Source organism: Halobellus rarus (assembly GCF_024494595.1).
Classification (GTDB): domain Archaea; phylum Halobacteriota; class Halobacteria; order Halobacteriales; family Haloferacaceae; genus Haloquadratum; species Haloquadratum rarum.
Map to the genome: position 1 here is coordinate 1 of NZ_JANHDI010000017.1, position 25354 is coordinate 25354.

21 protein-coding genes and 1 rRNA gene are annotated in these 25354 nt (G+C 66.8%); 10 read left to right on the forward strand and 12 right to left on the reverse strand.

All coding sequences use genetic code 11. The annotated features are described in order from the left end of the window. Window positions 1-264, reverse strand: a 16S ribosomal RNA gene (locus NO876_RS17580); the annotation flags it as partial. A gap of 1038 nt (window positions 265-1302) precedes the next feature. Next, window positions 1303-1635, reverse strand: coding sequence for a non-histone chromosomal MC1 family protein (locus NO876_RS17585; RefSeq protein WP_256422984.1), 333 nt, complete (start codon window positions 1633-1635; stop codon window positions 1303-1305). Window positions 1636-2030: 395 nt separating this feature from the next. Between NO876_RS17585 and NO876_RS17590 the strand changes: the two genes are divergently transcribed. Together NO876_RS17590 and NO876_RS17595 are read left to right on the forward strand one after the other, a co-directional pair. Continuing rightward, the gene (locus tag NO876_RS17590; protein ID WP_103991177.1) at window positions 2031-2228 is read left to right on the forward strand and encodes a hypothetical protein; all 198 of its coding nucleotides are present in this window, start codon (window positions 2031-2033) and stop codon (window positions 2226-2228) included. A gap of 69 nt (window positions 2229-2297) precedes the next feature. Beyond that, window positions 2298-3356 carry a quinone-dependent dihydroorotate dehydrogenase gene (locus NO876_RS17595; RefSeq protein WP_256423014.1) on the forward strand — a complete coding sequence of 353 codons (1059 nt, stop codon included), beginning with the start codon at window positions 2298-2300 and terminating at the stop codon, window positions 3354-3356. Between the two features lie 42 nt (window positions 3357-3398). Here NO876_RS17595 and NO876_RS17600 read toward each other — a convergent pair whose 3' ends face one another. From NO876_RS17600 to pheS, 3 genes are all read right to left on the reverse strand, one after another. Further along, window positions 3399-6053 (reverse strand): valine--tRNA ligase, encoded by a 2655-nt coding sequence (locus NO876_RS17600; RefSeq protein WP_256422985.1) that lies wholly within the window; start codon window positions 6051-6053, stop codon window positions 3399-3401. 75 nt (window positions 6054-6128) lie between these two features. Continuing rightward, entirely contained in the window at window positions 6129-7931 is a 1803-nt protein-coding gene (locus tag NO876_RS17605; RefSeq protein WP_256422986.1) for a phenylalanine--tRNA ligase beta subunit-related protein, read from the reverse strand. Next, a complete protein-coding gene (gene pheS / locus NO876_RS17610) occupies window positions 7931-9526 on the reverse strand; it encodes a phenylalanine--tRNA ligase subunit alpha (protein ID WP_256422987.1) in 1596 nt (531 codons plus the stop codon). Before pheS ends, NO876_RS17605 begins: the two co-directional genes overlap by 1 nt. Window positions 9527-9965: 439 nt before the next feature. Here pheS and NO876_RS17615 point away from each other — a divergent pair, with 439 nt between their 5' ends. Next, complete coding sequence (locus NO876_RS17615) at window positions 9966-10256, forward strand: amphi-Trp domain-containing protein (RefSeq protein WP_256422988.1); 291 nt, start codon at window positions 9966-9968, stop codon at window positions 10254-10256. Window positions 10257-10280: 24 nt separating this feature from the next. Here NO876_RS17615 and NO876_RS17620 read toward each other — a convergent pair whose 3' ends face one another. From NO876_RS17620 to NO876_RS17630, 3 genes are read right to left on the reverse strand one after another with little or no spacing between them, the layout of a single operon-like run. Next, on the reverse strand, window positions 10281-12008 hold the full coding sequence (locus NO876_RS17620; protein ID WP_256422989.1) for a tryptophan--tRNA ligase: 1728 nt from the start codon (window positions 12006-12008) through the stop codon (window positions 10281-10283). Beyond that, window positions 12005-13135 carry a tRNA-intron lyase gene (endA, locus tag NO876_RS17625; protein WP_256422990.1) on the reverse strand — a complete coding sequence of 377 codons (1131 nt, stop codon included), beginning with the start codon at window positions 13133-13135 and terminating at the stop codon, window positions 12005-12007. Before endA ends, NO876_RS17620 begins: the two co-directional genes overlap by 4 nt. A gap of 42 nt (window positions 13136-13177) precedes the next feature. Beyond that, window positions 13178-13915 carry an endonuclease NucS domain-containing protein gene (locus NO876_RS17630; RefSeq protein WP_256422991.1) on the reverse strand — a complete coding sequence of 246 codons (738 nt, stop codon included), beginning with the start codon at window positions 13913-13915 and terminating at the stop codon, window positions 13178-13180. Between the two features lie 75 nt (window positions 13916-13990). Here NO876_RS17630 and NO876_RS17635 point away from each other — a divergent pair, with 75 nt between their 5' ends. After that, window positions 13991-14644, forward strand: a complete 654-nt coding sequence (locus NO876_RS17635; RefSeq protein WP_256422992.1) for an HAD family hydrolase — start codon at window positions 13991-13993, stop codon at window positions 14642-14644. Between the two features lie 247 nt (window positions 14645-14891). Here the strand turns inward: NO876_RS17635 and NO876_RS17640 are convergent, their stop codons facing one another. Next, the gene (locus tag NO876_RS17640; protein ID WP_256422993.1) at window positions 14892-17231 is read right to left on the reverse strand and encodes a DEAD/DEAH box helicase; all 2340 of its coding nucleotides are present in this window, start codon (window positions 17229-17231) and stop codon (window positions 14892-14894) included. Between the two features lie 170 nt (window positions 17232-17401). Then, the gene (locus NO876_RS17645; protein ID WP_256422994.1) at window positions 17402-17743 is read right to left on the reverse strand and encodes a 2Fe-2S iron-sulfur cluster-binding protein; all 342 of its coding nucleotides are present in this window, start codon (window positions 17741-17743) and stop codon (window positions 17402-17404) included. Between the two features lie 565 nt (window positions 17744-18308). Here NO876_RS17645 and lipA point away from each other — a divergent pair. The 3 genes from lipA (at window position 18309) to NO876_RS17660 (ending at window position 21038) form a co-directional block, all read left to right on the forward strand. Further along, the gene (lipA, locus tag NO876_RS17650) at window positions 18309-19241 is read left to right on the forward strand and encodes a lipoyl synthase (RefSeq protein ID WP_256422995.1); all 933 of its coding nucleotides are present in this window, start codon (window positions 18309-18311) and stop codon (window positions 19239-19241) included. A gap of 215 nt (window positions 19242-19456) precedes the next feature. Next, window positions 19457-20098 carry a helix-turn-helix domain-containing protein gene (locus NO876_RS17655; protein ID WP_256422996.1) on the forward strand — a complete coding sequence of 214 codons (642 nt, stop codon included), beginning with the start codon at window positions 19457-19459 and terminating at the stop codon, window positions 20096-20098. 139 nt (window positions 20099-20237) lie between these two features. After that, entirely contained in the window at window positions 20238-21038 is an 801-nt protein-coding gene (locus NO876_RS17660; RefSeq protein WP_256422997.1) for a winged helix-turn-helix domain-containing protein, read from the forward strand. A gap of 33 nt (window positions 21039-21071) precedes the next feature. On the opposite strand, the gene NO876_RS17665 is transcribed toward NO876_RS17660, so the two are convergent. After that, entirely contained in the window at window positions 21072-21308 is a 237-nt protein-coding gene (locus NO876_RS17665) for a hypothetical protein (protein ID WP_256422998.1), read from the reverse strand. 207 nt (window positions 21309-21515) lie between these two features. On the opposite strand from NO876_RS17665, the gene NO876_RS17670 reads away from it, so the two are divergent. The 3 genes from NO876_RS17670 (at window position 21516) to NO876_RS17680 (ending at window position 23916) form a co-directional block, all read left to right on the forward strand. Then, the gene (locus tag NO876_RS17670; RefSeq protein WP_256422999.1) at window positions 21516-22430 is read left to right on the forward strand and encodes a mechanosensitive ion channel family protein; all 915 of its coding nucleotides are present in this window, start codon (window positions 21516-21518) and stop codon (window positions 22428-22430) included. 120 nt (window positions 22431-22550) lie between these two features. Beyond that, window positions 22551-22964 carry an EamA family transporter gene (locus tag NO876_RS17675; protein ID WP_256423000.1) on the forward strand — a complete coding sequence of 138 codons (414 nt, stop codon included), beginning with the start codon at window positions 22551-22553 and terminating at the stop codon, window positions 22962-22964. A 58-nt stretch (window positions 22965-23022) separates the two neighbouring features. Beyond that, window positions 23023-23916 (forward strand): hypothetical protein, encoded by an 894-nt coding sequence (locus tag NO876_RS17680; RefSeq protein ID WP_256423001.1) that lies wholly within the window; start codon window positions 23023-23025, stop codon window positions 23914-23916. Between the two features lie 17 nt (window positions 23917-23933). Here the strand turns inward: NO876_RS17680 and codB are convergent, their stop codons facing one another. Further along, window positions 23934-25328, reverse strand: a complete 1395-nt coding sequence (codB, locus tag NO876_RS17685; RefSeq protein WP_256423002.1) for a cytosine permease — start codon at window positions 25326-25328, stop codon at window positions 23934-23936. Window positions 25329-25354 lie beyond the last annotated feature (26 nt).

A 25354-nucleotide genomic window follows, 5' to 3' on the forward strand; every position in this document is an offset into this window, starting at 1 on the left:
CGATTATGGGCACGGTGGGCCGTTACCCCACCGTCTACCTAATCGGCCGCAGCCTCATCCTACAGCACCGTAGTGTTTGTGACTCCCGGCGTTCCAGCGTGGGAGTTGTATACTGAGTTAGCCTCAGTTTCCCGAGGTTGTTCAGTTCTGTAGGGTAGGTTGGCCACGTGTTACTGAGCTATCTGCCACGAGTGTGAACTCGTGCGACTAGCATGGCTAAATCGGACTCCGATAGCAATGGCCTCCGGCAGGATCAACCGGAATGGGTCTCCCCGGTGAAGGGGAGGGGTGTGGCGGGATTCCTTCCAGATGGAAGGGAATCACCAATCGTCATTGCGTGGTCCGTTCAGTGGTTCAGTGGACACCAGACAGGTGTCACCGAACCACCAAGGCTAACATCAGATTCCATCTGTACGGCGGACCGCAGGGGTGGAATCCTCATCTCTTGCGGACGTAAGCGTACTCCGGACGAAGCCATAAAGGCACCGATCCGGGGACGCTCGCCGACCGAAGTCGGGTGTCCGATCGGGCTCGGAGTTGAACCGAACCCAGTCGCGGTGTGTCTTTCGCATTCAAACGAACTGGACTTGAACACTTAAGCCCATCGTATCGTTCCCGGCTCGCGTTCGAGCCGAGACGACGCGGGCGTGTTCCGAATCCAGGCCGTCGAAGGTCCCGTTCGGGCCGACCCCGACCGGGCTTCCGCGTATCTATACGAATGCCGGGGTAACATAAAAGACCGTCGAACCGTCCCCGCCTCGTTATGCGATTTCACACCGCGAGAATGTGATAAACACGGTCAAGCACACGCGAACGGAGAACGTCGGTCACCGCTGACGGCGCGGTCGATTCTGTCCGCGACCCGTCCGAGGTCGACACCATCGAAGAGGGCGGAAAAGAATAGTCAATAGAGAGATACATTGGCACCGGTTCCACCGCTTTCGATCCGATCGCGGACGTAATCACGCGTTAGGATTGCCAGTGCCCGAACCGACACAACGATGAGTGAGATGCCCGGCGAGAGAGACCGACCGGTGGAGTCGCGAGACGTGCGCAGGAAAGGATATCGCGCGGTCGGAGGCCGACACGTCATCCCACGCGTTCGGCGTGCGGTCGAGTCGGGTGGTAACCGCGCATCGAACGGTCGAGTCGGGACGAACAAATCGATGTCGGATCCGGACAGCGATCGACGTTCGAGAACGTCCTCGACGGGCCGATCGAGAGGATAGAAACGGCCGTGAGAGCGAATCGAGGGTCTAACGAGAAGCGCAGGCCGGCGTCAGGCGGGCACGCCCGAGACGACTACTTCTCGATGTGTTCGATCCCCTGCTTCGAGACGTTCCCCCTCGTGACTGACGAGACCTCGTTCTGCTGCATCCACCCCGGCTTGTCGTTGGGAGCGGTGTCCCGCCACGCCCACGCGTCGTACACGTGTACGCGATCGGTTCCCCGTTCGAGCAGGCGTATCTCGGTCGCGTCGTCCTTCGCCTCGTCTTCGGACTCGTAGGAGTCGTAGCCCTCGAGACGGCGGGCGGCTTTGAGTGCAGCTTGTCGCGGCATCCGGCCGGTAAACTGTTTGGTCTTCTCCCCGTTCTCGAGCATCACGAAGTTCCGTTTTCCGTCCTCTCGTACCATCGGTGTGTACCTCTATGTCAAGGATGCACATGGTTTGGCATAAATATATCGGCAAAATCGACTGCAGCGTCGGGGTCCGAACCAACGAGGTTGCCGACACGACGGTGATACCGGAGTCGGTTCGACGCCGGTGCGGTGAAGTCGGGAGCGACAAAACACGATAGTGTTGCGACCGATCGCGCGTCCGGTCGCACCGCAGCCGTGCGATCGAGTGAGTAACGGCTCGCAAACGCTCCGATAACCGAAAATACGGGGACTCCCCGGCCCGTCCGGTCGCCCTCGGGGTCGACGAGCCCCAGCGGACCACATCAGTACCGCGGAGCCGGGAGAATCTGGGGGACACGTAACCAACACTTATGTATATGCTGCGGCGAACCTTCGGCTAGACAGCTCCGATGGTTCGGAAAAAGAAGCTCAGCCCGAGTGGCGCGAAAGACGACGACGGCGAGTACCACAACGTCCACGTGAACCTCCACGAGGACGAACTCGCCGTGGCCGGAATGGAGATCGGCGACGAGGTGTTCGTCCGGGTCCGAGACGGAAAGATCATCATCCAGAAGGCGGACCCCGATTCGGTCGAGCACGACCTCTGAGGAGCCGATGGACGGAGGTACCGACCAATCGGCGCGGCCGAACCGAACGCGACACGCGGAGGCACCGTGATACGCTCGGCGTACCGGGTTCTCAGACCCGCGCTCTTTTCGCTTCCCGCGGAGACGGCCCACGGGGCGGTACATCGGGGACTGCAGACGGTCCAGGACACCCCCATCGAGGGGTTCCTCCGAGACCGACTCGCCGTCGACGACGACCGACTCGCCGTCGACGCGTTCGGCTGCGCCTTCGGGAACCCGATCGGCGTCGCCGCCGGGTTCGACAAGAACGCCGAACTCCCGTCGGTCCTCGGCGCGCTCGGCTTCGGCCACGTCGAGGTCGGGGGCGTCACCGCGCACGCGCAGCCCGGAAACCCCAGACCGCGGATGTTCCGACTCGTGGAGGATCGCGCCATCATCAACCGGATGGGCCTCAACAACGAGGGCGCCGACGCCGTCGGCGAGCGGCTTCGGACGAGCCCCGACCCCGGGATCCCCGTCGGCGTCAACGTCGCGCTCTCGGAGGCGACCGACGCCGCCGACGCGCCAGCGGACTACCGCTACACCTACGAGCGGGTCGCCGACGTCGCCGACTACCTCGCGGTCAACGTCTCCTGTCCCAACAGCGAGGGGATGCGCGAACTGCAGAACCGCGACTCCCTGGAGGCGATCCTCGGGGAACTCGTCGACGCCGGTGCCGGGCCGCTCCTCGTGAAACTCTCGCCGGATCTCCCCGGACCGGCGATCGAGGACGCCCTCGCGGTGGTCGACGACTTCGGCCTGGACGGCGTCATCGCCACCAACACGACGACCGACCGGCCCTCGGGGCTCGAAAGCCCGAAGCGCGCCGAGAAGGGCGGCCTCTCCGGAAAGCCGATCGAAGACGAGGCGACCGAGATGGTCCGCTTCGTCGCCGAGCGGACCGACGTCCCCGTCGTCGGCGTCGGCGGCGTCTCCGACGCCGCGGGCGCGTACGCGAAGATCCGCGCGGGGGCGAGCCTCGTGCAACTGTACACCGGGCTGGTCTACGAGGGGCCGACGCTCGCGCGCGACGTCAACGAGGGGCTCCTGGAACTGCTCGAACGGGACGGCTTCGCGGACGTCGAAGACGCGGTCGGCGCGGATCTGTAGGTCGGGGACGTTGGAAAAAAGTCAGTTCGAGGCGAGCGGGATTCAGCCCTCGGAGTGAACGATCACGATCGCGTCGTCGGCCTCGACCATCTCTCCGTCGCCGAGGTACTGTCTTTCCTCCTCGATCTCGAACATCTCGGGACGCAACTCGACGCCGGCGACGTGGAGCGTTCCGTTCACGGTCTCGTAGTCGCCCTCCGCGAGCGCGGCCTCGATCTCCGAGACCTGGCTGCCGAACTCCGGACCGACCAGCGAGTAATCGAGGTCGACGCCGGTGACGACCGACTCGACCGCGGGACGCTCCTCGAGCGTCGTCAGCTCCCCGACGTGCATCACGCCGGAGATGTCCGCCTCGAACCCGGAGATATCGCCCCAGACCTCGACGCGGTCGAGTTCGGCGTTCATCGAGAGCTGCTCGTCGCTCTTGTACTTCCGGAGCGCACCGACGACGGCCATCGCCGTCTCGCCGGCCTGGGCGTCGGCGTCGACGCCGATCGGGTCGGGCCAACCGCTGTTGTGGACGCTCGTTCTGTCGTCGTGCATATCGTGCCACAACTCCTCCGTCGCGTGCGCGAGGATCGGCGAGAACAGTTTGAGGAAGCGTCGGTGGGCTACTTCGAGCGTGTACGCCGCGGAACCTCCCTCCTCGCCTTCGCGGACGCGCTGCTTCGCTATCTCCAGGTAGTCGTCGCAGAACGTGTGCCAGAAGAACCCGCGGAGGCCGTCGCGGGCCTTCGAGAACTCCCGGCTCTCGAATCGGTCGGTGACCCGCTCGATCTCGCGGTCCAGGGAGGCGAGCAGCCAGCGGTCGAGTTCGGTGAGATCGTCGTGATCGAACGTCTCGGGGGCGTCCTCGGTGAGGCTCTCGACGAGTTTCGAGGCGTTCCAGAGCTTCCGCAGCAGCTTCTCGCCCGCGCGGAGCCCCTTCTCCGAGTACGGGAGATCGTCGCCGACGGCCGAGCCGGCGGCCCAGTAGCGCGCGGCGTCGACGGGGTACTTCGAGACGACCTCGTCGGGCGCGACGATGTTCCCCTTCGACTTCGACATCTTTTCTCTGTTTTCGTCGAGCACCATCCCGTTGATCATCACGCTGTCGAACGGCACCTCGCCGGTGTGCTCGTAACATTTCACGACCGTGTGGAACAGCCAGAAGGAGATGATGTCGTGGCCCTGCGGCCGGAGGTCGAACTGGTAGAGCTCGGGGTTCTCGAAGGCGAATTCTTCCTCCGCCCCGTCCCAGTCCCAGCCGGCGTTGATCAGCGGCGTGAGCGACGACGTCGCCCAGGTGTCGAGGACGTCGTCCTCGGGGACGAACTCGTCGTGGCCGCACTCGGGACACGCACCGACCGGCGGGTCGTCGCTCAGCGGGTCGACCGGGAGCTCCTCTTTCTCCGCGAGGACGACGTGCTCGCAGTCGGCGCAGTACCACACCGGGAACGGGATCCCCGAGGACCGCTGTCGCGAGATGGCCCAGTCCCACTGGAGCCCCTCGATCCAGTTCTTGTACCGAGTGAACATCTTCTCGGGGTACCAGTCCATCTCTCTTCCGGCCTGGAGGTACTCGTCGGTCTTATCGAGCAGTTCGACGTACCACTGGTCCTTCACGAGGAACTCGACGCTCGTCCCGCAGCGCTCGTGGACGTTCACCGTGTGGGTGATCGAACGGCGGTCTAAGAGCGCTCCGTCGTCGTCGAGGTCCGCGACGATGGCCTCGCGGGCCTCCTCCGAGGAGAGCCCCTCGTACTCGCCGGCGACGTCGGTCAGCGTCCCCGACTCGTCGATGGCGATCCGGAGGTCCAGGTCGTGGGCCTGGTACCACTCGATGTCGGTCTGATCGCCGAACGTACAGCACATCACGACGCCGGAGCCGGTCTCCATATCGACCCGCTCGTCCGCGATGATCGGGACCTCCTGGTCGAACAGGGGGATCCGCGCCACCTCGCCGACGAGATACTGGTTCTCGTCGTCGTCGGGGTGGACGAACACCGCGACGCAGGCGGGCAGGAGTTCCGGTCGGGTCGTCGAGATGGTGAACGTCTCGGGCTCGCCGTCCACGTCGCTCTCCGCGTCACCGTCGTCGCTCCCAACGACCTCGAAGGCGATGTCGTGGAAGTGACTCGGCTGTTCGTCGTCCTCGGTCTCGACCTGCGAGATAGCCGTCTCGCACTCGGGACACCAGATCGCCGGCGCGCGCTGGCGGTACTCTCTGCCCCGCTCGTGAAGGTCGATGAAGGAGAGCTGAGAGATCCGCCGCACCTCGGGAGAGATGGTCTGGTACGTCTGGTTCCAGTCGATGGAGATGCCGAGGCTCTGCATCTTCTCGGTGAACTCCGCCTCGTACTCCGCGCACACCTCCTGAGTCATCCGCTGGAACTCCCGGCGCTCGTAGTCCTGGTGGCGGACGTCGAGTTCGTCCTCGGCGAGGCGTTCGGAGGCGATGCCGTTGTCGTCGTATCCGAACGGGAAGTAGACGTCCTTCCCGCGCATCCGGTTGAACCGAGCGACGAAGTCCTGCAGCGTGAAGCCGTAGACGTGGCCCCAGTGCAGGCTCCCGGATACCGTCGGCGGCGGCGAGTCGATCGAGAAGGCGGTATCGGGGTCCTCCGCACTCCCCCCGTACGCGTAGGTCTCGTCGTCGACCCACCGCTCTTGCCACTTCGTCTCGACGGTTTCGGGGTCGTATTCTCCGCTCGGCATTCTCGGGAGAAAATACCGGCGGGCGGCGTGTTAAGTCACTCGATTACCCGGTTGAACCGGAAGGAAAGACGCCGGCTACTCCCCGCCGAGCGCTTCGAGGTCGAACTCGAAGGCCGCCACCGGCAGTTCGAGGTCGTGTTCGACCAGGACTCGGGGATGGAGTTCGCCGACGACGCCGACGGGCTCGCCGTCGATCACCACCGAGGCGACGCGGCCGTCGATGAAGGAAGGATGCTCCGTCGGCGGCGTTTCCAACTCGACGTCGAAGTCGCGGCAGATCGCCTGCAGGCGGGCCTTCGCGTCCTCGTAGGTGGCGTCGTGACGCGCGAGCGCGCCAGCGACGTGCCGGCGTTCGCGGACGCGCGTGTTGACTTCGTCGTCTCGCTCGGCCACGAGGCCGACCTCCGCGAGGTCCTGTGGGTACGCGCGGTGGGTGTTGTTCTCTAAGACCATCACGAGCGAGGGCAGCGCCCACGGCCGCAGGATGGTGTAGTCCTCGCTGTAGGGTTCGGTGATCCGGACCGGGTCGCCGCCGCCGAGGTAGTCGCCGCCGGCCTCGACGTTCATCCGGTCGTACGCCTCCGCCTGGCTCGTCATGTGGAAGTTCAGCAGGTCCTCGAAGCCGAGGCCGGTGAGAGCGTTTCTGGTCGCGGCTTCGAGCCGCGAGCGCTCGTGACGGCCGCCGACCGTTCCCACGTCGGGGTAGCGCGGTTCGAGTTCGTCGAAGCCGTACGCGCGGCCGACGTCGTCGACGAGGTCGAGCGGGTGAAGCACGTCCGTCCGGTACGGCGGGATCGACACCTCGTAAGTGGTGTCGTCGTCACCGGACGCATCGGCGGCACCGGCGTCGGCGTCGCCGGCTTCACCGACGCCCTCGGCGGCCGCGTCGTCTTCGACGACCGCGTCGAGGCCGGAGCGCTCGAAGAGGTCGACGACCGCTCTCTCCTCGAACTCGACGCCGAGCATCGTCTCGATGCGGTCGTGGGAGACCGACTTCGTCTCGACCTCGAAGTCCGGGCGGACGAGCGTCCGCTCGCCCTCCGAAGACGACTCGCCGTACTCGACCTCGACCTCCTCGATGGTCGCGCCGCGCGCGGAGAGCGCGTAGCAGATGATGTTGCACATCCGGTCGATCGTCCACTGGTCCGTCCCGGTGAGTTCGATCAGCAGTTCGCGGGACTCGGTCGACACCTCGGTCCGGCGGCCGTTGATGACCGGCGGGAACGAGAAGAGGCCGAGTTCGTCGTAGATCGCCGGGTAGCGGTCGTACTCGGCGACGATGTCGGCGTACGTCTCGCCGGTCGGGTGCTCCTCCAGCACCTCGGCGGGCGTCATTTCTCGATCACTGTCCAGCGGGACGAACGTGTCGCCCTCGGGGTCGATTCCCGTGTAGGTGATCGAGTTGCCGTCTCCCTCTTCGGTGAGGGCATCGCCCTTGATCGCGACGAGGTCGTGAATCCCGATCGCGCCCTTCGCGCGCTTGCGACCCATCGTCGCGTGGAGTTTCTCCTGCAACTGGATCAGCGAGTCCAGCGCGGACTCGTCGAGGTCGACGCCGCGGACGATCGCGCCCGTGACGTACGGCCGCTCGTCGGGGACGTCGCCGTCGACGACGTACGTGAAGTCGGGGTCGTTGGTGTCGGGGACCGCGACGCCGCGATCGTCGCCGTAGTGGTAGCGCAGCGAGCGGGCGACGCCCTCGACGGAGAGCCGATCCAGGCGGTCGGGGCCGAACTCGAACTGCAGCAGGCCCTCCTCGGTCTCGCCCTCGAACTCCAGGCCGAGGCCGAACAGGTCCGATTTCAGTTCCTCCTCTCCCTTCTCCTCGTGGCCGGTCAGTTCCCGAAGCTCGTCGGGATCGATGTCGACGACAGGCATCAGTAGGTCACCTCCGCGCCGCGGAGGAAGTCGAGGTCGGCAAGCGTGCCGTGCAGGTCGCGGATGTCCTCTGCCCCCGTGGTGAGCATTGCAAGCCGTTCCAGTGCGAGGCCCCACGCCATCACGTCGTGCTCGACGCCGAGCGGTTCCAGCACCTCGTCGCGGAACATTCCCGAGTTTCCGATCTCGATCAGTTCGCCCGTCGTCGGATGCCGACCGAACAGCTCGAACGAGGGCTCCGTGTAGGGGTTGTAGTGCGGTTTGAACTGCACGTCCGTGATCCCGAACTGCTCGTAGAACTCGACGAACGTGCCCATCAGGTCCCTCACTGAAAGGTTCTCGGCCATCACCCACCCCTCGATCTGGAAGAACTCCAGCAGGTGCGTCGCGTCGAGCGTGTCGTTGCGGTAGACCTTCTCGACGGAGAAGTACCGCTGCGGGGGTTCGAGGTCGCCGACCTGCGTGCCCGAGAGGTAGCGCATCGACAGCGACGTGGTGTGGCCGCGCAGCGCGATGGCGCGCGCGAAGTCCTCGGACCACGGCGAGTGGTAGCCATCGCCGTCCTCGCCGACACCCTCGCGGTGGGCGCGCTCCACGTTGTCGACGAGGTCCTCGGGTAGGTCCTCGATCGGCGGGACGTCCAGCGCGAAGCGGTCCCAGTGGGTCCGCGCCGGGTGGTCCTGCGGCATGAACAGGCAGTCGTTGATCCAGAAGTCCGCGTCGGCGTGCGGGCCGTCCATCTCCTGAAAGCCCATCCCGACGAGGACGTCCTTCACGCGATCGGCGGTCTGCCGAAGGACGTGCGTCTTGCCGCCGCGGACCTCCGGCGCGTCGGCCTCGACGTTGTACTCCGTGAACTCGACATCTTGCCACTCGCCGGAGGCGAGCATCTCGGGAGTCAGGCGGTCGACCGTCTCGGCCGTCTCGACGCCCTCCATCAGCGCCGTGACGCCCGCGTCGGTGAGCGTGACCGTCCGGACCGTCCGCTCGTGACGGTCGAGGAGGTTGCGGGAGACGAGCTGGTCGAGGACGTCGTCGCCGACGTCGGCGACCGGGTCCGTCTCTGACTCGCCGCCGTTCTCGGCGTCGCCGGCGTCCTCCACATCCGCATCACCGTCGTCCACACCCGCGTCGCCGTTCGCGGCGTTCGCGAGAGCGACGAGTGCGACTGCTTCGGGATCTGATTCGGTATCGGCATCGCCGTCGGCGGCGAGTTCGCCGCTGTCGATTGTTCCGTACCCCTTCCGCCCGAAGTTCGCCAGCGCGATGTCGACCTCCGGACCGTCGAGGTCGGCCGCGCCGATGACCCGGCCCATCTGAACCGGCTCCTCGTCGGCTCCGGCTTCGATCGCGGCGCGGTAGAGCCGCACCTCGGGGAGGCCGGCGTCGACGTACGCGCGGCCTTCCTCGGTCAGTTCGTACTCGACCGACTCGGTCTCCTCGACGTCGAGCAGTCTCTCGTCGCGGAGTTCGAAGACGGCCTGCGTCGCCGTCTCGGGCTTCAGGCCCGCCTCCTCGGCGAGTCGATCGATCGACAGTTCCTCGGTCGCACTCGCGGCGTTCAACACCGCGACCTGTGGTTCTGGAAGTTTCATTTATGTCGTGTCGTGGATCTCACTGCAGCGTCGGTCGTTGTCCGGTCTACCGACCGGCCGCCAGTTAGCAGTTCCGAAGACCGTGGACCGTTCCGAAGACCGTGGACCGTTCCGAACCGCTGACGTGCCGGAGCCCGGACGGTCCGCGGCTCGGCCGGATCGAATCGGACGGTTTCCCCGCCGACCGCGACGCGCCCGCCGAGAGCGGACGCGTCCGGCCGACGGCTCCGTCGCCCTCACTCGATCCCGAAAAAGAAGCCGGACCCTTCGGTGTCGGTCGGTCTCGCGTCGACGCCGCACGCGGTGGAGTCGGGCCCGTGGCGCATATCGGATCGGTCTCCGTCGCCGAGCAAAACGGTTCCGGAAGCGTGGTAGTCGGGCGCACGGGTCGGCGTCGATCGGGGGTGCGTTTATCAGCCGAGGCGGCGTACTCGTTCGTATGCCCGAAGAAGTGCTGTTCAAATCGGAGACCCCCCAGAGCCGAGAAGCGATCGCGTCGTATCTGCGGTCCGTCGCGGACAAACTGGACGCCGGCGACCCCGTTACCCTCACGGCCGGAGAGCAGTCGGTGACGATGGATCCGCCCGCGCAGCCGACGTTCGAGGTGAAAGCCGAGCGCGAGGGGCCGGCCGAGGGCCCCGGAGAACTGAGTATCGAGTTCGAGATCGAGTGGGACGAGGGCGACGGAGGAGCGGACGCAGGCGGGAGCGGAGAACTGACGATCGAGTAGCGGTCCGGTAACCCGGGGAGCGCCTCAGTCGTCGCCCGGCGCGACGCCGCGACGAGGCGACTCCAGGGAGATATCGAGGTCCTCGAGCAGATCCTCGACCTCCTCCCGTTTCTCCTGGTGCTCTTCGAGGAACCCGCGCATCAGTTCGGCGGCCTGCTCCTTGCAGCCGCCGCAGAGGCGCTCGCCGCCGACGCACTCGTCGTAGACCTCCTTGGCGAACTCGTCGTCGTCGCCCGCGAGCAGGTAGGCGTACAGTTCGTAGACCGGACACTCGTCGGCTCTCCCGCCTAACTCGCGCTGCTCTTCGGCGGTGTCGCGGCCGCCGGTCGTCGCCGCCTTCACCTTGTCGTAGCCCTCCTCGGGGTCGTCGAGCAGCGAGATGTGCGAGGCCGGGATCGACGAGGACATCTTCCCGCCCGTCAGACCGGTCATAAAGCGGTGGTAGATCGACGACGGCGGGACGAAGCCGTAGCCGCCGTGATCGAGTTCGACCTCCCGCGCGAGTTCCTCGGCCTCGTCGGCGTCGAGGTCGAAGGCGTCGACGTGCGCGTCGTAGCGGCGTTTTTCCCCGTCTATCGTCTCGACGAGCGCCTCGAAGGCGTCGTCGGTCGCGTTGAGATCCAGGAAGCGAACGCGGGGGCGGAGCGGCTCCATCCCGGCGTTGTCGAGCTTCTCGACCGCGGAGTCGAGGACGTCGTCGTCGTCGACGACGCCGAGTTCGTCGAGATCGGCCGCATCCGCCTCGGCGAGCCACTCACCCGCCTCCTCACACCGGGGCCGTTCCGGCTCCTCGGCGTACGCCTCGCGCTCCTCGTAGACGGCCGCGACGAGCGCCCGTTCGGCGTCGTCGAGCTCGAAGCTCGCGAACGCTTCGGTCACCCCGAAGAACCGCATCCGCGCGGCGAGGTCTCGGGCGAACCGGACGTGCGGGTCCTGGTCGGGGCCGACGGGGATGACGGTCGGCTTGGGCTCCTCTAACTGCGGATAGAGGATGTCCGCCATCTGCGTGACCACCGACTGCATGTGCGAGACGTTCGTCTCGCCGTCGAAGCCGTAGATGCCCTGGAACTCAGAGAAGTTCGCCTTCGAGCCGAGTTCGAAGGCGAGGTCCTGGAGTTCGCGGTTGTCCGACTGCCGGTAGAGTTCGCCCTCCTCGGGGTCGAAGCCGAGCGCGAGCAGGCTCAGGAGGTAATCGCGGGCGTGCTCGTCGATCTCCTCCCAGGTCATCCCGCGGGCGGCGTGCGCCTCCAGGTCGGCGATCAGGCCGTAGGCCTCGGCGCCCTGCTCTTGGTGCCAGATGATCTCGTCGAAGACGAGTTTGTGGCCGATGTGGGGGTCACCGGTGGGCATAAATCCCGAGAGGACCGCCGCCGGGTCGTCGTTCCGCAGGGCCTCGGCGACGGGGTCGTAGTCGCGGTGGCCGAAGATGACGCCTCGGCGCATCAGGTAGTGGGGGTTCGGGACCTCGGGAAGCACGTCGTCGAACTCCTCGATGCCGAACTCCTCGAAGAGCTTTCGGTAGTCGGAGACGGTCGAGGAACCCCACGGGTCGAGCGCGACGTCGTCCGCGCCGGCGGCCGAATCGCTCTCCGTGCCGCCATCGGTCCGGAGCCGAGCAGTCTCGCGCGCTACCGATGCGTCGGCACGCGCGGTGTCGATGACGTCGCCGTCCTCCGTCTCGCGGGCGTCGCTGTCGCCGGTCTCAGTGACGTCACCGTCCTCTGTCTCGCGGGCGTCGTGGTCTCGTGTCATGGGGTAACGCGGGCTACCGAGAGCCAGTCTATCTCGCCGTTCGCCGCGGTGAGCGCAAAAACCATTCGCTTCCGGACCCCGCCAGCGAGGCGGACGTCGAGAGAGAGGTCTCGGGGATAGAACGCGTGGTCGGGCGCGCCCACGCGCACGAGGTCCGTCGAGTGACTCAGCGAGTCGACGTCGGTGAACTCCTCGTAGACCCGGAAGTCCGCGCCGAACTTGAAGCCGCTCTTGGGGACGACGCCGCGGTCCCGCAGCGCGGCGTAGGTCCGGAGCCGCCGGTCGAAGCGCTCGCCCTCGACGTCGCGGCCGAGCGCCACGACCGCGTCGGGGTCGACGTCGACGACGCCGCGCTGGGCGAGGTACGCGCCCTCGACGAGCGACAGCTGAAGGGGCCCCGAATCGGCGTTCCGACCGAGCAGCCGCTGGCCGTAGAACCGCCGCTCGTAGAGGTCCTCGGCGGCCCCGTAGCAGACGACGCGGTCGTCGAGGAGGTCGGCGTCGACCGTGGATGGGAGGGTCCCGGACGCGCTCTCACCGTCCTCGTTTCCGGCCTCGCCGATCGCCGGATCGCCGTCGGTCTCGAAGTAGGTCAGATCGCCGTCCTCGTCGACGACCGCGAGGACGACGTCGCCGAGCGACGCCGCCGAGATGCGCTCGCGCTCGCCCGCGACGCGGATCCGGTAGGCGACCTCGTCGTCCCACGGGCCCTTGCCGCGGGGGTAGACGACGAAGTCGATCGCAGTCGCGGCGGTCGCGGCGTCGACGCCCGGCCACTCCTCCCGCACGGGCGAGAGGTAGAATCCGCGGTCCCGCAGGTCCTTGTACACCGCGAATCGGAGCGTCGCACCCGTTCGGACGAGGAACTCGCGGAAGTCAAGGGTGGGCGCGTCGCCGTCGGCATCGCTGTCGCTTCCGGCGGCCGCCTCCGCGTCGTCCGTATCGACCGCTGCCGACTCGTCGACGACGGCGTCGAGGTCGCCGCGCGAGAGGAGGTGTGCGGCCTCCACGGGCGCCAGTTCGATGCGGTTGCGGTCGAGCGGGCGGCCGTACCCGCGGGCGTCGTAGAACCGCTGTCTGGCGTCGCCGCCGACGCGAACCACGCCGTCGGCCAGTGTCCCGTCCATACTCCCTCTGGCGGCCGGCGGCGACATAGGGGCTGCGATGCGCTACTCGAACCGCTCGCACGTCGCGTCCAGACACCGCCGGCCGCGCGCGGTCTCGAACACCGGGAGGCCGCACTCGCACTCGTCGACGACGATTCCGGCGGGGATCGCGAAGGCGGTCTCGCAGTCGGGGTAGGCGTCGCAGCCGGCGAGCAGGCGGCCGCCGCGGCGGATAATTCGAAGATCGGACCCGCAGTCGGGGCAGTTCCACTCGCCGTCGAACCGCTCGCGGACGGCGTCGTCGAGGGATTCACACGAGCGGTCGAGACAGATCTCGAAGGCTTCGCCCGCCTCCGCGCGGATCCTCGGTAGGCCGCAGGACTCGCAGGTGTCGTCGAGGACGGTCGCACCCGCGGGAAGCGAGTACCGAACGTCGGAGTCGAGCCCGCGGACGTCGCCCCTCGCGCGGACCAGCGGTTCGCCGGTCTCGGGACGGGTCCCGACCGGGACGCCGGCCTCCGTGACGGGGTACTCGACCCAGCCGGAGCTCTCGTGGGAGACGACGCGGAGGACCTGCTCGCCGGCGCGCGCGACCAGGCCGAAACCGCCCTCGTCGGTCTCGACCGTGAGGGAATCGGGGCGGGTCAGCCACGCCACGGGCTGGTAGCCGTCGGCGTCGTGGACAAGGGTCGTTCGATCGGGTTTGACCACGACCGCGACGCGACCGCGCTGAGTGCGGGCGCGAGCGCCCTCGAAAGTCGTCGTGCAATCGCCGGCGAAGACGCGAATCGTCTCGGACATACGGCGGGTGTGGTCCCGCCTTCGGTGATAATCCCTCTCACGAAGGTCTTTGAACGAGGGCATTTGACCACCTGTATGGACGTTCCCGACGACGCGGTGCTGTTCGATATGGACGGGGTGCTGGTGGATTCGGAGACGTACTGGCACCGCTTCGAGGACGAGTGGGTGTTCGCGGAGGCGATCGAGAGCGGATCGCCCGCACACGAGGAAATCACCGGGATGCCGTACTACGAGATCTACGACTACCTCGACGCGAAGTACGGGACTGCGGTGACCAAAACGGAGTTTATGACGAAGTACGAGGAGCGCGCGGAATCGCTGTACGGCGAACAGGTCGGATTGACTGAGGGAGTCCGCGCAGTGTTCGACGCGATCCGGGCCGACGGCCGGGCGCTGGCCATCGTCTCCTCGGCGCGGCGGTCCTGGATCGACATCGTGCGCGAGCGGTTCGGCCTCGACCCGCTCGATCTGGTGTTGAGCGCCGAGGAGATCGACGAACCCGGAAAGCCGGAACCGCACGTCTACGAGCACGCCGCCGCCGAACTCGGGTTCGACCCCGACGAGTGCGTCGTCGTCGAGGACTCGGTCAACGGCATCGAGTCCGCCGCGCGCGCCGGCGCGTTCACCATTGCCTTCCGATCGACGCACAACGCGGACCTGGATCTCTCCCGCGCCGACGTCGTCGCCGGCAGTTTCGGGGAGTTGCGGGAGATACTGTTCGGGAGCTGAATATCGATTCGAGCGGCGATGTGTCTTGGACGTCGACTGCGACGCCTCTGTACGGCGACCGCGACGCCTACCGCACAGCGACCGCGACGCCTCCGCGCGTCGACTGCGACGCCTACCGCACGGCGACCGCGACGCCTCCGCGCGTCGACTGCGACGCCTACCGCACGGCGACCGCGACGCCTCCGCACGTCGACTGCGACGCCTACCGCACGGCGACCGCGACGCCTCCGCACGTCGACTGCGACGCCTACCGCACGGCGACCGTTCTGGTCGCCCGAACGGGATGCAGCGGCTCGTCGGGGAACGTCACCTCGACGGCGAACTCCAGTTCCTCGGCGTTCGCGCCGAAGACGCCGACTGGCACCGAGAGCGAGTCGGAGAGGTACGCCTCCTTCGTCGTCATCTCGACGCCGTTGACGGTCACCCGAATTCCCACGGCCGCGCCGCCGCCCGCGTTGCGGACGGCGACCTCGCACATCTCGTTCTCGCCGGGCGCGATGCCGTCGGGGAACGATCCCCACGAGACCTCGATCGCGGGGAAGTCGCGGGCGTTCTTCACGATGCGGTCCGCGACGCCCGCCGAGAGCCCCGCGCGTTCGAGTTCGTCGGCTCCGGCGTCGACGACGTCCGCGGGGCTGTGGAGGCCGCCCGTCGCGAGCGTCCGCGCCCGGTTCGGGCCGATCCCGTCGACGGCCGTGAGGCCGACCGCGTCGCGCGGGACGCCGTGTTCGACGCGGGCTTCCACCCGGCAGGCGAGGTTCGCCGCCCGCGGGCCGGCGAACTCCGCGAGGAACTCCCGGAGCGCCGAGAGTAGACGCAGCGCGTTCTGCCGGATGATCCACGCGTCCGACCGGAGGTCCGCGGGCGTGCTGTTCTGCATCCCGGCGTGGAGGATCGCGAGCACTTTCCGCGGGCCGTCTTCCAACCCCGTCGACACGTCCGAGAGGACCGCGTCGACGGCGTCGGCTTCGGACTGGCGCGCGGAGACGGAGTGGAACTCTTCCGCGCCGGCGACGGCCTCCAGGATGCCGTCCGCGGAGACGGCCTCGCGCCGACAGAGGTCGTGGAAGCGCTCTGCGGTCTCCAACCGGAGGTAGTACTTCGAGGCGAGGCGGCCGAGCGCGGTTCCCCGGACCGAGAGGTCCTCGCCCATCTCGACGAAGCCCCGCGCGACGAGCGATTCGAGCGTCTCTCGCACGCGCCCGCGGAGGTTCTCGAAGTCGTACGCCGCCGGCTTCGACTGCGCGCGTTGGTAGTAGAACGTCGTCTCCAGCCACGACATCACGTCGTCGAGGTCGCGGATCGTGCCCATCGCGATCTCGGCGTTGAGGTGCGAATCCAGGTCCTCGGCCAGTCGCGACTCGATCTCCTTGCCCTCGCGGAGGAGTTTCCGGTACTTGTCGGCGTCCGCGCGGTCGCAGACGACCCAGCCGTAGCCGACGTCGTCGTAGCCGGGACGGCCCGCTCGGCCGAGCATCTGGAGGATGTCGAGCGGCGAGATGTCGACCTCGCCCTCCAGGGGATCGTGGTACTTCGTGTCTCGGATGACGACGCAACGCGCCGGGAGGTTCACGCCCCACGCGAGCGTCGACGTCGAGAAGAGCAGCTGGATCTTCCCCTCCTTGAACCACTCCTCGACGCGGTCGCGGTCGTCCTTCGAGAGGCCGGCGTGGTGGAACGCGACGCCGTCCGGCGCGGCCTTGGCGAGTTCGTCGTCGGCGAGTTCCTTCGCGTCGGTGTGGAAGTCGAAGTCGCCGCGCGCGCCCATCGGGATATCGCGCTTCGCGATCTCGTCTCGCGACTTTCCGGCGGCGCGGACGGCGTCCTGTCGCGAGGAGACGAACACGAGCGCCTGGCCGTCCTCGCGGATGTGCTCCTCGGCGAGGTCGAGCGCGCTGTAGAGCCGGCGGTACTTGTCGGCGAAGGCGTTGTCGCCGTGGGTGTACGTCTGCACGCCCGCGTGAAGGTCGACCGGGCGGTACTCCTCGCCGAACTCGAAGGTCGTTTCGGGAACCGCGTCCAGCCACGCGGCGACGTCCTCGATGTTCGGCATCGTCGCCGAGAGCGCGACGACGCGCGGGTCGCAGATGCGACGGAGTCGCGAGACGGTCACCTCGAGCACGCCGCCGCGGGTGTCCGAATCGAGGAGGTGGACCTCGTCGATGACGCAGCAGTCGACGTCCGCGATGAACGAGTAGCGCGCGGAGTCGTGCTTTCTCGTTGCGGAGTCGGTCTTCTCGGGCGTCATCACCAGGATGTCCGCGCGCTCGGCGCGCCGCGGGTTCAAGTCGCGCTCGCCGGTGACGACGTAGACCGAGTACCCGAGGTCCTCGAAGCGCTCCCACTCGGACTCCTTCTCGTTGGTGAGCGCGCGCATCGGGGCGATAAAGAGCGCCGTGCCGCCGCGGTCGAGCGTCCGGCAGATGGCGAGTTCCGCGAGCGCGGTCTTGCCCGACGCCGTGGGGGCGGCGGCGACGACGTTGTCGTCGCGGTCGAGGATCGCCGGCGCGGCCTCGCGCTGCATCCGATTGAACTCCTCGAACCCGAAGGCGTCGGCGAACTCGGGGACGACCTCGGCGACTTTCACGCCTCGCACCTCCGAACGGGCGGCGAGGAAGCGACACCCGTCGGAACGAGGTGGATCGGAGTCGGGGAGATCGGAACGAAACGGGTCATACAGGAGAAGCGGACCTCCGGCGGCAAAGTCGTTTCTCCATCGTCGCTGCTGTCGTGGGTCGCCGTATCGTCCGCCGGACGCTACTCCGAGGAGCGTCGACGCGGAAGAACCTGTCCCCAGACGTGCTTGTCGAGCAACCGGGCGGTCATCGGCTCCGCGACCGTGATCTGACACGAGAGCCGCGGATAGCCGAACCGGAGTGCGGCGGCGTCGTGCCAGTGGGTGGGTTCCGGTGCGGGAGTGACCTCGACCGTACAGGTCGCACACAGGCCACGGCCGCCGCAGTTGACGTGCCGCGAGACAGTTCCGTACACCGGGAAGTCGCGTTCGAGCAACGCGTCGCGGAGGACGGTCCCGCGTTCGACTTCGAGGACCGTCTCGTCGTCGCCGTCGAGGACCGTCAGTGGGACGTGGTCGTCCATACGCCCGTGTCGATCGCCCGAATGCTTAGTCTGCTGGCCGCCTGGTGGACCGTCGGCGCTTGGATCGCCGGAATTCTGCTCTCAGACGCGTGGGGAGAGTTTATATCAGAAGACGGAACCAGGACCCCCGTGACGTGAACACAGCCCCGCGCCGGGCTGCGGTTGTTCGGCACGTCGGCGCGGGAGTGACGACGCCGTGGTGACGGCGTCAGGGGTGCCGACTGTTCGCCTAAGCCACCAGCGGCTGCAGCGTTCGACGGTGTGGGGAAGGACGTCGAATGAGGGTCACACGTCGGCGCTGTTCCGAGGGTCGAACCAGTTGCGCTGTTCCGAGGGTCGAATCGGTTGTGATATTCCAGAATTCGCGGCGGCGGGTCCTCGGGTTCGCGTTGGAGCGGTTCGTCGAGGCGGGACGGCTGAGGAGTGACTAGGGAGGGATCAGCAACCGTTCGTCGCCGGGCGAGTGCGACGGCTTCCCCGGTCAGAGTGTCGCACCCCTCGTCCCGATAGCGCTCGCTCTGCTAGTAACCCGCAGGCTTTTGCTCGCCCGCTCGAAGAGGTGAGTATGAGCGGAAGGCGGAAACCGGACTGGCTGAAGATGCGTCCGCCGTCGGGACAGCAGTTCACCGGTATCAAGGAGACGCTCCGCGATCGCGACCTCCACACGGTCTGTGAGGAGGCGAACTGCCCGAACATGGGCGAGTGCTGGAGCGGCCGCAACGGTCCCGGGACGGCGACGTTTATGCTGATGGGCGATCGCTGTTCGCGGGGGTGTAACTTCTGCGACGTCGAGACCGGCGGGATGGAGGCGCTCGATCCGGAGGAACCGTCGAACGTCGCCGACGCCGTCGCGGAAATCGGACTGGACTACGTCGTCTTGACCTCCGTCGACCGCGACGACCTTCCGGACCAGGGCGCGGGGCACTTCGCGCGGACGATCCGCGAGATCAAGGACCGCGATCCGGGGATCTTGGTGGAAGTGCTCATCCCCGACTTCCAGGGCGAGCCCGAGCTGGTCCGAAAGATCGTCGACGCCGGTCCCGACGTGATCGCGCACAACATCGAGACGGTCGAACGGCTCCAGTGGCCCGTTCGCGACCGCCGCGCCGACTACGAGCAGTCGCTGTCGGTGCTCGAACAGGTGTCCGAGGAGTCAGAGGTCTACACGAAAACGTCGGTTATGCTCGGTCTCGGCGAGTACGATCACGAGATCTATCAGACGCTGTCGGATCTCCGGGAGGCCGACGTCGACGTCGTCACGCTGGGGCAGTACCTCCAGCCCTCGCGGTCGCACCTGGACGTCTTCGAGTACGTCCACCCCGACGCCTTCGAGACGTGGCGGCGGGTAGCGGAAGAAGAGCTCGACTTCCTCTACTGCGCGTCGGGGCCGATGGTCCGATCGTCGTACAAGGCCGGTGAGCTGTTCGTCGACGCCGTGCTCCGGGAGGGCAAGAGCGTCGCGGACGCGCGGCAGCGGGCGCGCACGGCGGGCGACTGACATCGAATGACCCCGTTCGGGCGGCAGCGCCGCTCACACTGTCGAGCCGGCGTTCGGGGCTGACCGACACCACGGGTGGCGAACGGCCACACGCGGTCGGGTCCGACCTCCTGGCGACGGCGGGGTTGTGAGCGCGGCCACTCCTTCGATCCTCCGGAAGCGGCCGTCACCCGCACGGGAAAAGCTATCATGTCCTGGGAGCCTATCCCCCAAAAATGGGATTCATCGCCGAATACACGGTCGATTCGCCAGTGATGAAAGAGACCCACGAGCGCGTCCCGGACGCGGTCCTGGAGATGGAGGACCTCCAGATCCTCCAGGACGGGCAGGCGAAGTACGTCTTCTGGGCCAATAACGTCGATCCGGAGACGTTCGAAGAGGCCCTATCGGAAGACCCGTCCGTCGCGGAGTTCGCGGTTCTCACCAGCGTCGGGGAGCGGTCGCTGTACCGCGTGAACTTCACCTCCGAGGCGAGACAGAAGATGACGTATCCGGAGGCCTCGAACTTCGACATCGTCTTCCTGGGTGCCCATTCGACCGACGAAGGCGTCCACTTCCGCTCGCAGGTCCCGACTCGGGACGCGCTCTACTCGTTTCGAGAACGCTGCCGAGAGCTGGGACTCCCGTTCAAACTCGACAGCATCTATCAGGAGGACAGCAGTGACGCGCTCGACCAGTACGGACTCACCGATGCACAGCAGGAGGCGCTCGTGTTAGCGCACGAGCGAGGGTACTTCGCGTCGACCCGGGAGGCCTCCTTGGAGGAAATCGCCTCGGAGCTCTCGATCTCGCGCCAGGCGCTCGCTGGACGCCTCCGTCGGGGCCACGAGCAACTCATCGAGAGCACGCTGTTGTGACCGGTCGCAAGCCGAATTTCGCGACAGGTCTCGAAACGCGGTGATAAAACATTACATAGTAAATGGGTAGCGTAAGGTGTGCGTCAGCCCTTCAGATAGACAGCCTGAGTGTGATACGAACTCACTCGGACGCAACAAAATGAGCAACTCACCGCTGACACAGATTCGCGACGGCACGAGCACCCGATCCCCGGTTCCGAAAGCGATGATTCACAAACGGATCCTCAGCGTGGCCGAGAGAGACCCGAACGCGACAGTTGGAGAGTTGTCGAAGTCGGTGAGCGGCGCTCGTCCCGATCTCGTAGCGCGAGTCCTCGAGGAGTACGGCGATCCGGGTGACCGAGGAAACGAGACGGAACGCGGAGGTGCTGCCGCCGACACCGCACAGGAGACCGATTGCGTCGGGACGACTGAATCCTCCGTCGTCGACGCGAATCAAGCCGACGCTGGGACAGACACGGATACTGCGACCGCGCTGGCAGAAGTGGAGGCCGAACAGGATCAGACACTGAGCGCCGAGCAGTACGAGATCCTCGCGGCGATTCGGGACCACCCGAACGCGACGCAGCGTGATCTCGCCGATCTCGTGGGCGTGAGCTGCGCGACGATCAACCGGCGAGTCAACTCCATCGAGGGATTCGACTGGGACGAGCGAGCGGCGTTCGCGACGGCGGCACTCGACGGGGAGGAGCGTCGACGCCGGGACGGGACGCCAGACGGCTCGGAGCCGCCGCTACCCGGGAGCGAAGATCCCTCCGAGGCGGGCTCGGTCGAGAGACGAGATGACAACGGGGCCCAGACGGACGCCGGCGAAACCGGCGGAAGCCTCTTCGGCGACGTCGAGTTGACGCACAAGGTCGTTCACGCGTGTATGGCCTCGGACCGGATCACGGAGGCCGAGGAGATGAAGATTCTGCGGGCGGCCCTCGAGTGCCGATAGCGACGGGCAGGCGAGCGCGAGGAAAGATAGCCGCTATTTGAAGTCGGGGAACATCCGGCTGTGGGGAACGTCGAGGTCGAGCAGCCGAGCGGCGTTGCCGCCGAGGATGAGGTTCAGATCGTCCTGCGGGAGGTCGGTGTCCATCGCGAACTTCAGCAGTTGCCGTTGGTTAGCGCCCCAGTAGTCGGGTTGGTGCGCGGGCAATCCCCTGCTCGAGATCTGCTCCCAGTACGTCGGCGGATACTCGTTCGGTTGGCTGTGCTGAACCATCGACGCGTCCCAGAGGAGTTAGTCGACGGCTGCCAGGATGGTCATAATCAGTACACTCATAGGTGTGAGGTAAGCGTTTGGGAGACTGCAACTCGTTACGACAGTCCGTATCAAAGAATATCCATCCCGGTTCTCATATCGAGACGTGATGTCCAGTACACGTAACGGCACAGGCGCGACAGCGACGCGGCTCCGGCGGGGCGACGAATGAGTGCCATCGGGCTGCAGACGACCACGGGACCGGATAGTTACCTCAGCGAACTACTCGCGGGCGTCGGCCTCCCGACCCAACTCGCGAACGCGGTCGCCTCTGCGCTCGTGTTTCTCGTGGTGTTCGTCGGGGTCTACGTCGTCAGCAAACTCGTGGTAGTGCCGCTGGTCGCCAGGCTGCTCGACAGGCGCGGCGTCGAAGAACACGTCCGAAAACCGCTCACGCTCGTCGTCTACGGGCTCCTGTTGTTCGTCGCCGTCGGCCTCGCCTTCTCCTTCGCCGGCTTCGGGAACATTCTCGTGGCGCTCTCGACAGTGACGGCCGCCGCGACTCTCGCTGTCGGGTTCGCGATGCAGGACGTCCTGAAGAACTTCGTCGCCGGGGTGTTCATCTACACGGACGAGCCCTTCCGGACGGGCGATTGGATCGAGTGGGAGGGCAACTCCGGCTACATCGAGGACATCAGCCTGCGGGTGAGTCGCGTTCGAACCTTCGACAACGAGCACCTCACGGTCCCGAACTCACAGCTCACGGACGGGGTGATCAAGAACTACGACAGAAACGGGACGCTCCGGCTGAAGTTCACGTTCCGGATCGGCTTCGACGACGACATCGACGAGGCGACGGACATCATCGTCGAGGAGGCGCGAGCACGGGAGGGAATCTTGAGCGATCCGGAACCGTCCGTGCGGCTCGTCGAGATCAACGAGGCCTCGTTCGGGCTACAGAGCCGGATCTGGATCGAAGATCCCGGAAACTCGGATTTCCTCGGAATCCGCGGGCGGTTCGTCCAAGCGGTCACCGAGCGCTTCGAGGAGGCGGGGATCACGATCCCGTACCCGCACCGGACGGTGAACGGATCGCTGGAGCGGACGGGGTCTCGTCCGTCCGGACGGGTGTCCGACGACTAGCGGGTGGCTGCCGTCGTCGAGACCGTCGGGCGCGAAACCACCGGGTCCGTCGCAGCGAGCCGCGCCGGCAGCGACTCGACGAGACTGGCGTTTTTATCCCCCGCGGCGGGAGGTGAAGCCATGATATCGACGGGCATCGCGCTGGCGCTCGGAGCGTTGCTACTGTTCGGCGGTTGGGCGGTGACCGCGGGACTCTCGACGCGGTCGGTGTCGGCCGTCAACGCCGTCTTTCTCTCCTACGTGGCGAGCATCGGAATCGCCGGCGCGTACGTCCTCCTCGCCAGGCGACCGATCACCGGGACGCGGACGGACGTGGGATTCGCCCTCGCTTCGGGCGCGTTTCTCGCGGCGGGGAGCATCAGTTTCTACGCCGCGCTCACGCGGGGGAATATGGCGATCATCTCCGCGATCGCCGCCCTGTACTTCGTCGTCCCGGCCTTCGTCGGCGTCGTCTATCTGGACGTCGCGCTCAGTGCGGCGAACGCGGCCGGGTTGGCGCTCGCCGTCGTCGCCGTCGCCCTGATCGCGCTGTGAGCGGAGGTGAGAGGCCGCTTCCCACACGGCTTTGAGTCCGGGGGACGGAGGCGGATACATGCCCGGAATGGACGACGAAACCGCGGATCTGATCCTGTCGATCCGAGAGGATGCTCGACGGTCGGCGCTCCTGTCTCACCTCGCAGGGGGAGCGAAGGCCGTGAAAGAGGAATCCGACACCGCCGCGAACGCGGACGCCGAGGCGGTGCTCGCGGAGTTGGTGGATGGCGGGATCGTCGAGCGCGACGGCGACGCGTACTCCCTCACCGACTTCGGCGAGCGGGTCCACGAGTACGCGACGCGCGATTGGAACCCCTCGAACGAGGGGACCAAACGCGCCGCGACGTTCGAGACGCTCGCCGACTGCGAGTGGCACTGTTCGGCGTGCGAACTCCCCAGTTCCCAGCCCGCGAAGGACATCCAGATGCTCCGAAAGGAGGGCTTCGAGTTCGTCCAGAACACCGGCCAGGGCCAGGGCGATTACCGCCACTGTGAGAACTGCGAGGACACGACCTTTCACCGGAAGCTCGAGTACCCGTTCCCGACGCAGAAGTCGATCACGCGGCAGGACATGCCCGACTCGTTCAAGCGTCGCGTCCGCGGCCTCTACGACCACCGCGACGCGTTCGACGGATCTTCGCCGAGCACGACCCTGGAGGTCGACCACCGCGTGCCCGAGGTGCGCTGGGAGGAATCGGAGAGCTTCGACTACGAGTCGATGAGCGGCGAGGAGATCAGAGAGCACTTCCAGATCCTCTCGCGGAAGCACAACCTCCTGAAGAGCCGGAAGTGCGAATCCTGCGTCGAGAACGGGAAGCGGCCGCCGTTTATGGAGGTCGAATACTACTACGAGGGCGGCGAGGCGTACGAGGAGGACGTCGGTTGCGTAGGGTGTGGCTGGTACAATCCCCACGAGTGGCGGGCGTCGTTGCAGGCGGAACTGGACGGGTAGCTATCGAAACCGACGGCTCAGAGGCGCTCCGCGTCGGAAGCGACGTCGTGGCCGCCGACGATGCCGTTGGCTTCGAGGAGGTAGTAGAACGCGACGTGTGCGATGAACGCGGCGACGAGTCCGTTCAGCGCCGCGCCAACGGGGCCCGGAATCACCTGCGGTGCCGCGAGCCCCGGGACGACCTGACCGGCCGTGAGGACCGCGACGGCGGCTCCGACGACGTAGGCGAGGACGCCGGTCCATCGGACGCTCGCGAACCGGACGTCGGCCATCTTCGGGACGCGCATCCGCCAGCACAGCAGGAAGTCCGCGATGACGACGCCGCCGAGCGGCGGGACGTACTGACCGAGCGTCGACAGCCACGGGATGAGGAGGCTGTCCGCGCCGACCAGCGCGAGAACGATCCCGATCGCCCCGCCGGTCAGGATGAACGGGCGCTTGCGGTCGAACTCGAAGGCCTCGCTGCCGGCGACGCCGAAGGCGTAGGCGGCGTTGTCGTTCGTCGTCCAGATGTTGAGGATCAGCGCGAGGAGGCCGACCGCCGCGAGGCCCTGGGCCGCGAGCACTTCGTAGAGGTCGCCGGCGGGTGTGACATCGTACACGGATCCGCCGACGGCACCGGAGAGGAAGAGGAACCCGTTGCCGACGAGGAAGGCGATGAGCCCGGCCCAGAAGCCGACGCGGGTGCTACTGGCGAAGCGCGCCCAGTTGGGGGCCTGCGTCCCGCCGCTGATGAACGTCCCCACGACGATGGTGACGGCGGCGGCGAAGCCCATTCCGCCCGCGCTGGACGCGCCGAACAGCCCCGAGAGGCCGCCGACGTCCTGCACGGCGATGTAGATCGAGAGGAGGCCGACGACGACGAGTATCGGGACCGCAACGAGCGAGAGCGTCTCCATCCCCTCGTAGCCGAAGTACGCGGTCGCGAGGTGCAGGACGCCCCAGAGCAGGATGAGCGCGGCCGTGAACGTGGGGGTGTCGAGGCCGAAGAACGTCGCCGTCGGGATCGCGACCATCGGGATCGTGACGCCGAACCAGCCGACCTGCGTGCCGCCGAGAATGAGGTCTGCGAACTTCGCGCCCCAGCTGCCGAAGCTGTACCGCGCGAGGAGGACGGTCGTCAGTCCGGCTTTCGCAGCGATACCGCAGAGCGTCGCGACGTAGATCCCCAGGATCGCGTAGCCCGCGGCCATCGCCGTCAGCATCGGCCCGAATCCCATCGCCGCGCCCACCTCCGCACCGGCCCAGAGGGTGCCGGCGAAGAACACGAAGCCGAGGAGGACGGCAGAGATGCTCACGAGGCCTTTACGCTCGCCGCCGGGGACGTGGTCGAGCGGGTAGTCGGGATCGGGAAGGTCCTCGTCGCCGAACACGAACCGTCGCCACGCGGGCGTGTCGTCTTCTGTTGCCATCGAGTTCGGCTCACCGCCCGGTTGTA

Excerpts from the sequence above, each read along its gene's own strand:
- NO876_RS17675 (WP_256423000.1), top strand. The coding sequence starts at position 22,551 with ATGATATCGACGGGCATCGCGCTGGCGCTCGGAGCGTTGCTACTGTTC.
- NO876_RS17680 (WP_256423001.1), top strand. The coding sequence starts at position 23,023 with ATGCCCGGAATGGACGACGAAACCGCGGATCTGATCCTGTCGATCCGA.
- NO876_RS17635 (WP_256422992.1), top strand. The coding sequence starts at position 13,991 with ATGGACGTTCCCGACGACGCGGTGCTGTTCGATATGGACGGGGTGCTG.
- NO876_RS17620 (WP_256422989.1), bottom strand. The coding sequence starts at position 12,008 with ATGACACGAGACCACGACGCCCGCGAGACAGAGGACGGTGACGTCACT.
- NO876_RS17645 (WP_256422994.1), bottom strand. The coding sequence starts at position 17,743 with ATGGACGACCACGTCCCACTGACGGTCCTCGACGGCGACGACGAGACG.
- NO876_RS17630 (WP_256422991.1), bottom strand. The coding sequence starts at position 13,915 with ATGTCCGAGACGATTCGCGTCTTCGCCGGCGATTGCACGACGACTTTC.
- NO876_RS17615 (WP_256422988.1), top strand. The coding sequence starts at position 9,966 with ATGCCCGAAGAAGTGCTGTTCAAATCGGAGACCCCCCAGAGCCGAGAA.
- NO876_RS17670 (WP_256422999.1), top strand. The coding sequence starts at position 21,516 with ATGAGTGCCATCGGGCTGCAGACGACCACGGGACCGGATAGTTACCTC.
- endA (WP_256422990.1), bottom strand. The coding sequence starts at position 13,135 with ATGGACGGGACACTGGCCGACGGCGTGGTTCGCGTCGGCGGCGACGCC.
- codB (WP_256423002.1), bottom strand. The coding sequence starts at position 25,328 with ATGGCAACAGAAGACGACACGCCCGCGTGGCGACGGTTCGTGTTCGGC.
- NO876_RS17600 (WP_256422985.1), bottom strand. The coding sequence starts at position 6,053 with ATGCCGAGCGGAGAATACGACCCCGAAACCGTCGAGACGAAGTGGCAA.
- NO876_RS17665 (WP_256422998.1), bottom strand. The coding sequence starts at position 21,308 with ATGGTTCAGCACAGCCAACCGAACGAGTATCCGCCGACGTACTGGGAG.
- lipA (WP_256422995.1), top strand. The coding sequence starts at position 18,309 with ATGAGCGGAAGGCGGAAACCGGACTGGCTGAAGATGCGTCCGCCGTCG.
- NO876_RS17660 (WP_256422997.1), top strand. The coding sequence starts at position 20,238 with ATGAGCAACTCACCGCTGACACAGATTCGCGACGGCACGAGCACCCGA.
- NO876_RS17655 (WP_256422996.1), top strand. The coding sequence starts at position 19,457 with ATGGGATTCATCGCCGAATACACGGTCGATTCGCCAGTGATGAAAGAG.
- NO876_RS17590 (WP_103991177.1), top strand. The coding sequence starts at position 2,031 with ATGGTTCGGAAAAAGAAGCTCAGCCCGAGTGGCGCGAAAGACGACGAC.
- NO876_RS17605 (WP_256422986.1), bottom strand. The coding sequence starts at position 7,931 with ATGCCTGTCGTCGACATCGATCCCGACGAGCTTCGGGAACTGACCGGC.
- NO876_RS17585 (WP_256422984.1), bottom strand. The coding sequence starts at position 1,635 with ATGGTACGAGAGGACGGAAAACGGAACTTCGTGATGCTCGAGAACGGG.
- pheS (WP_256422987.1), bottom strand. The coding sequence starts at position 9,526 with ATGAAACTTCCAGAACCACAGGTCGCGGTGTTGAACGCCGCGAGTGCG.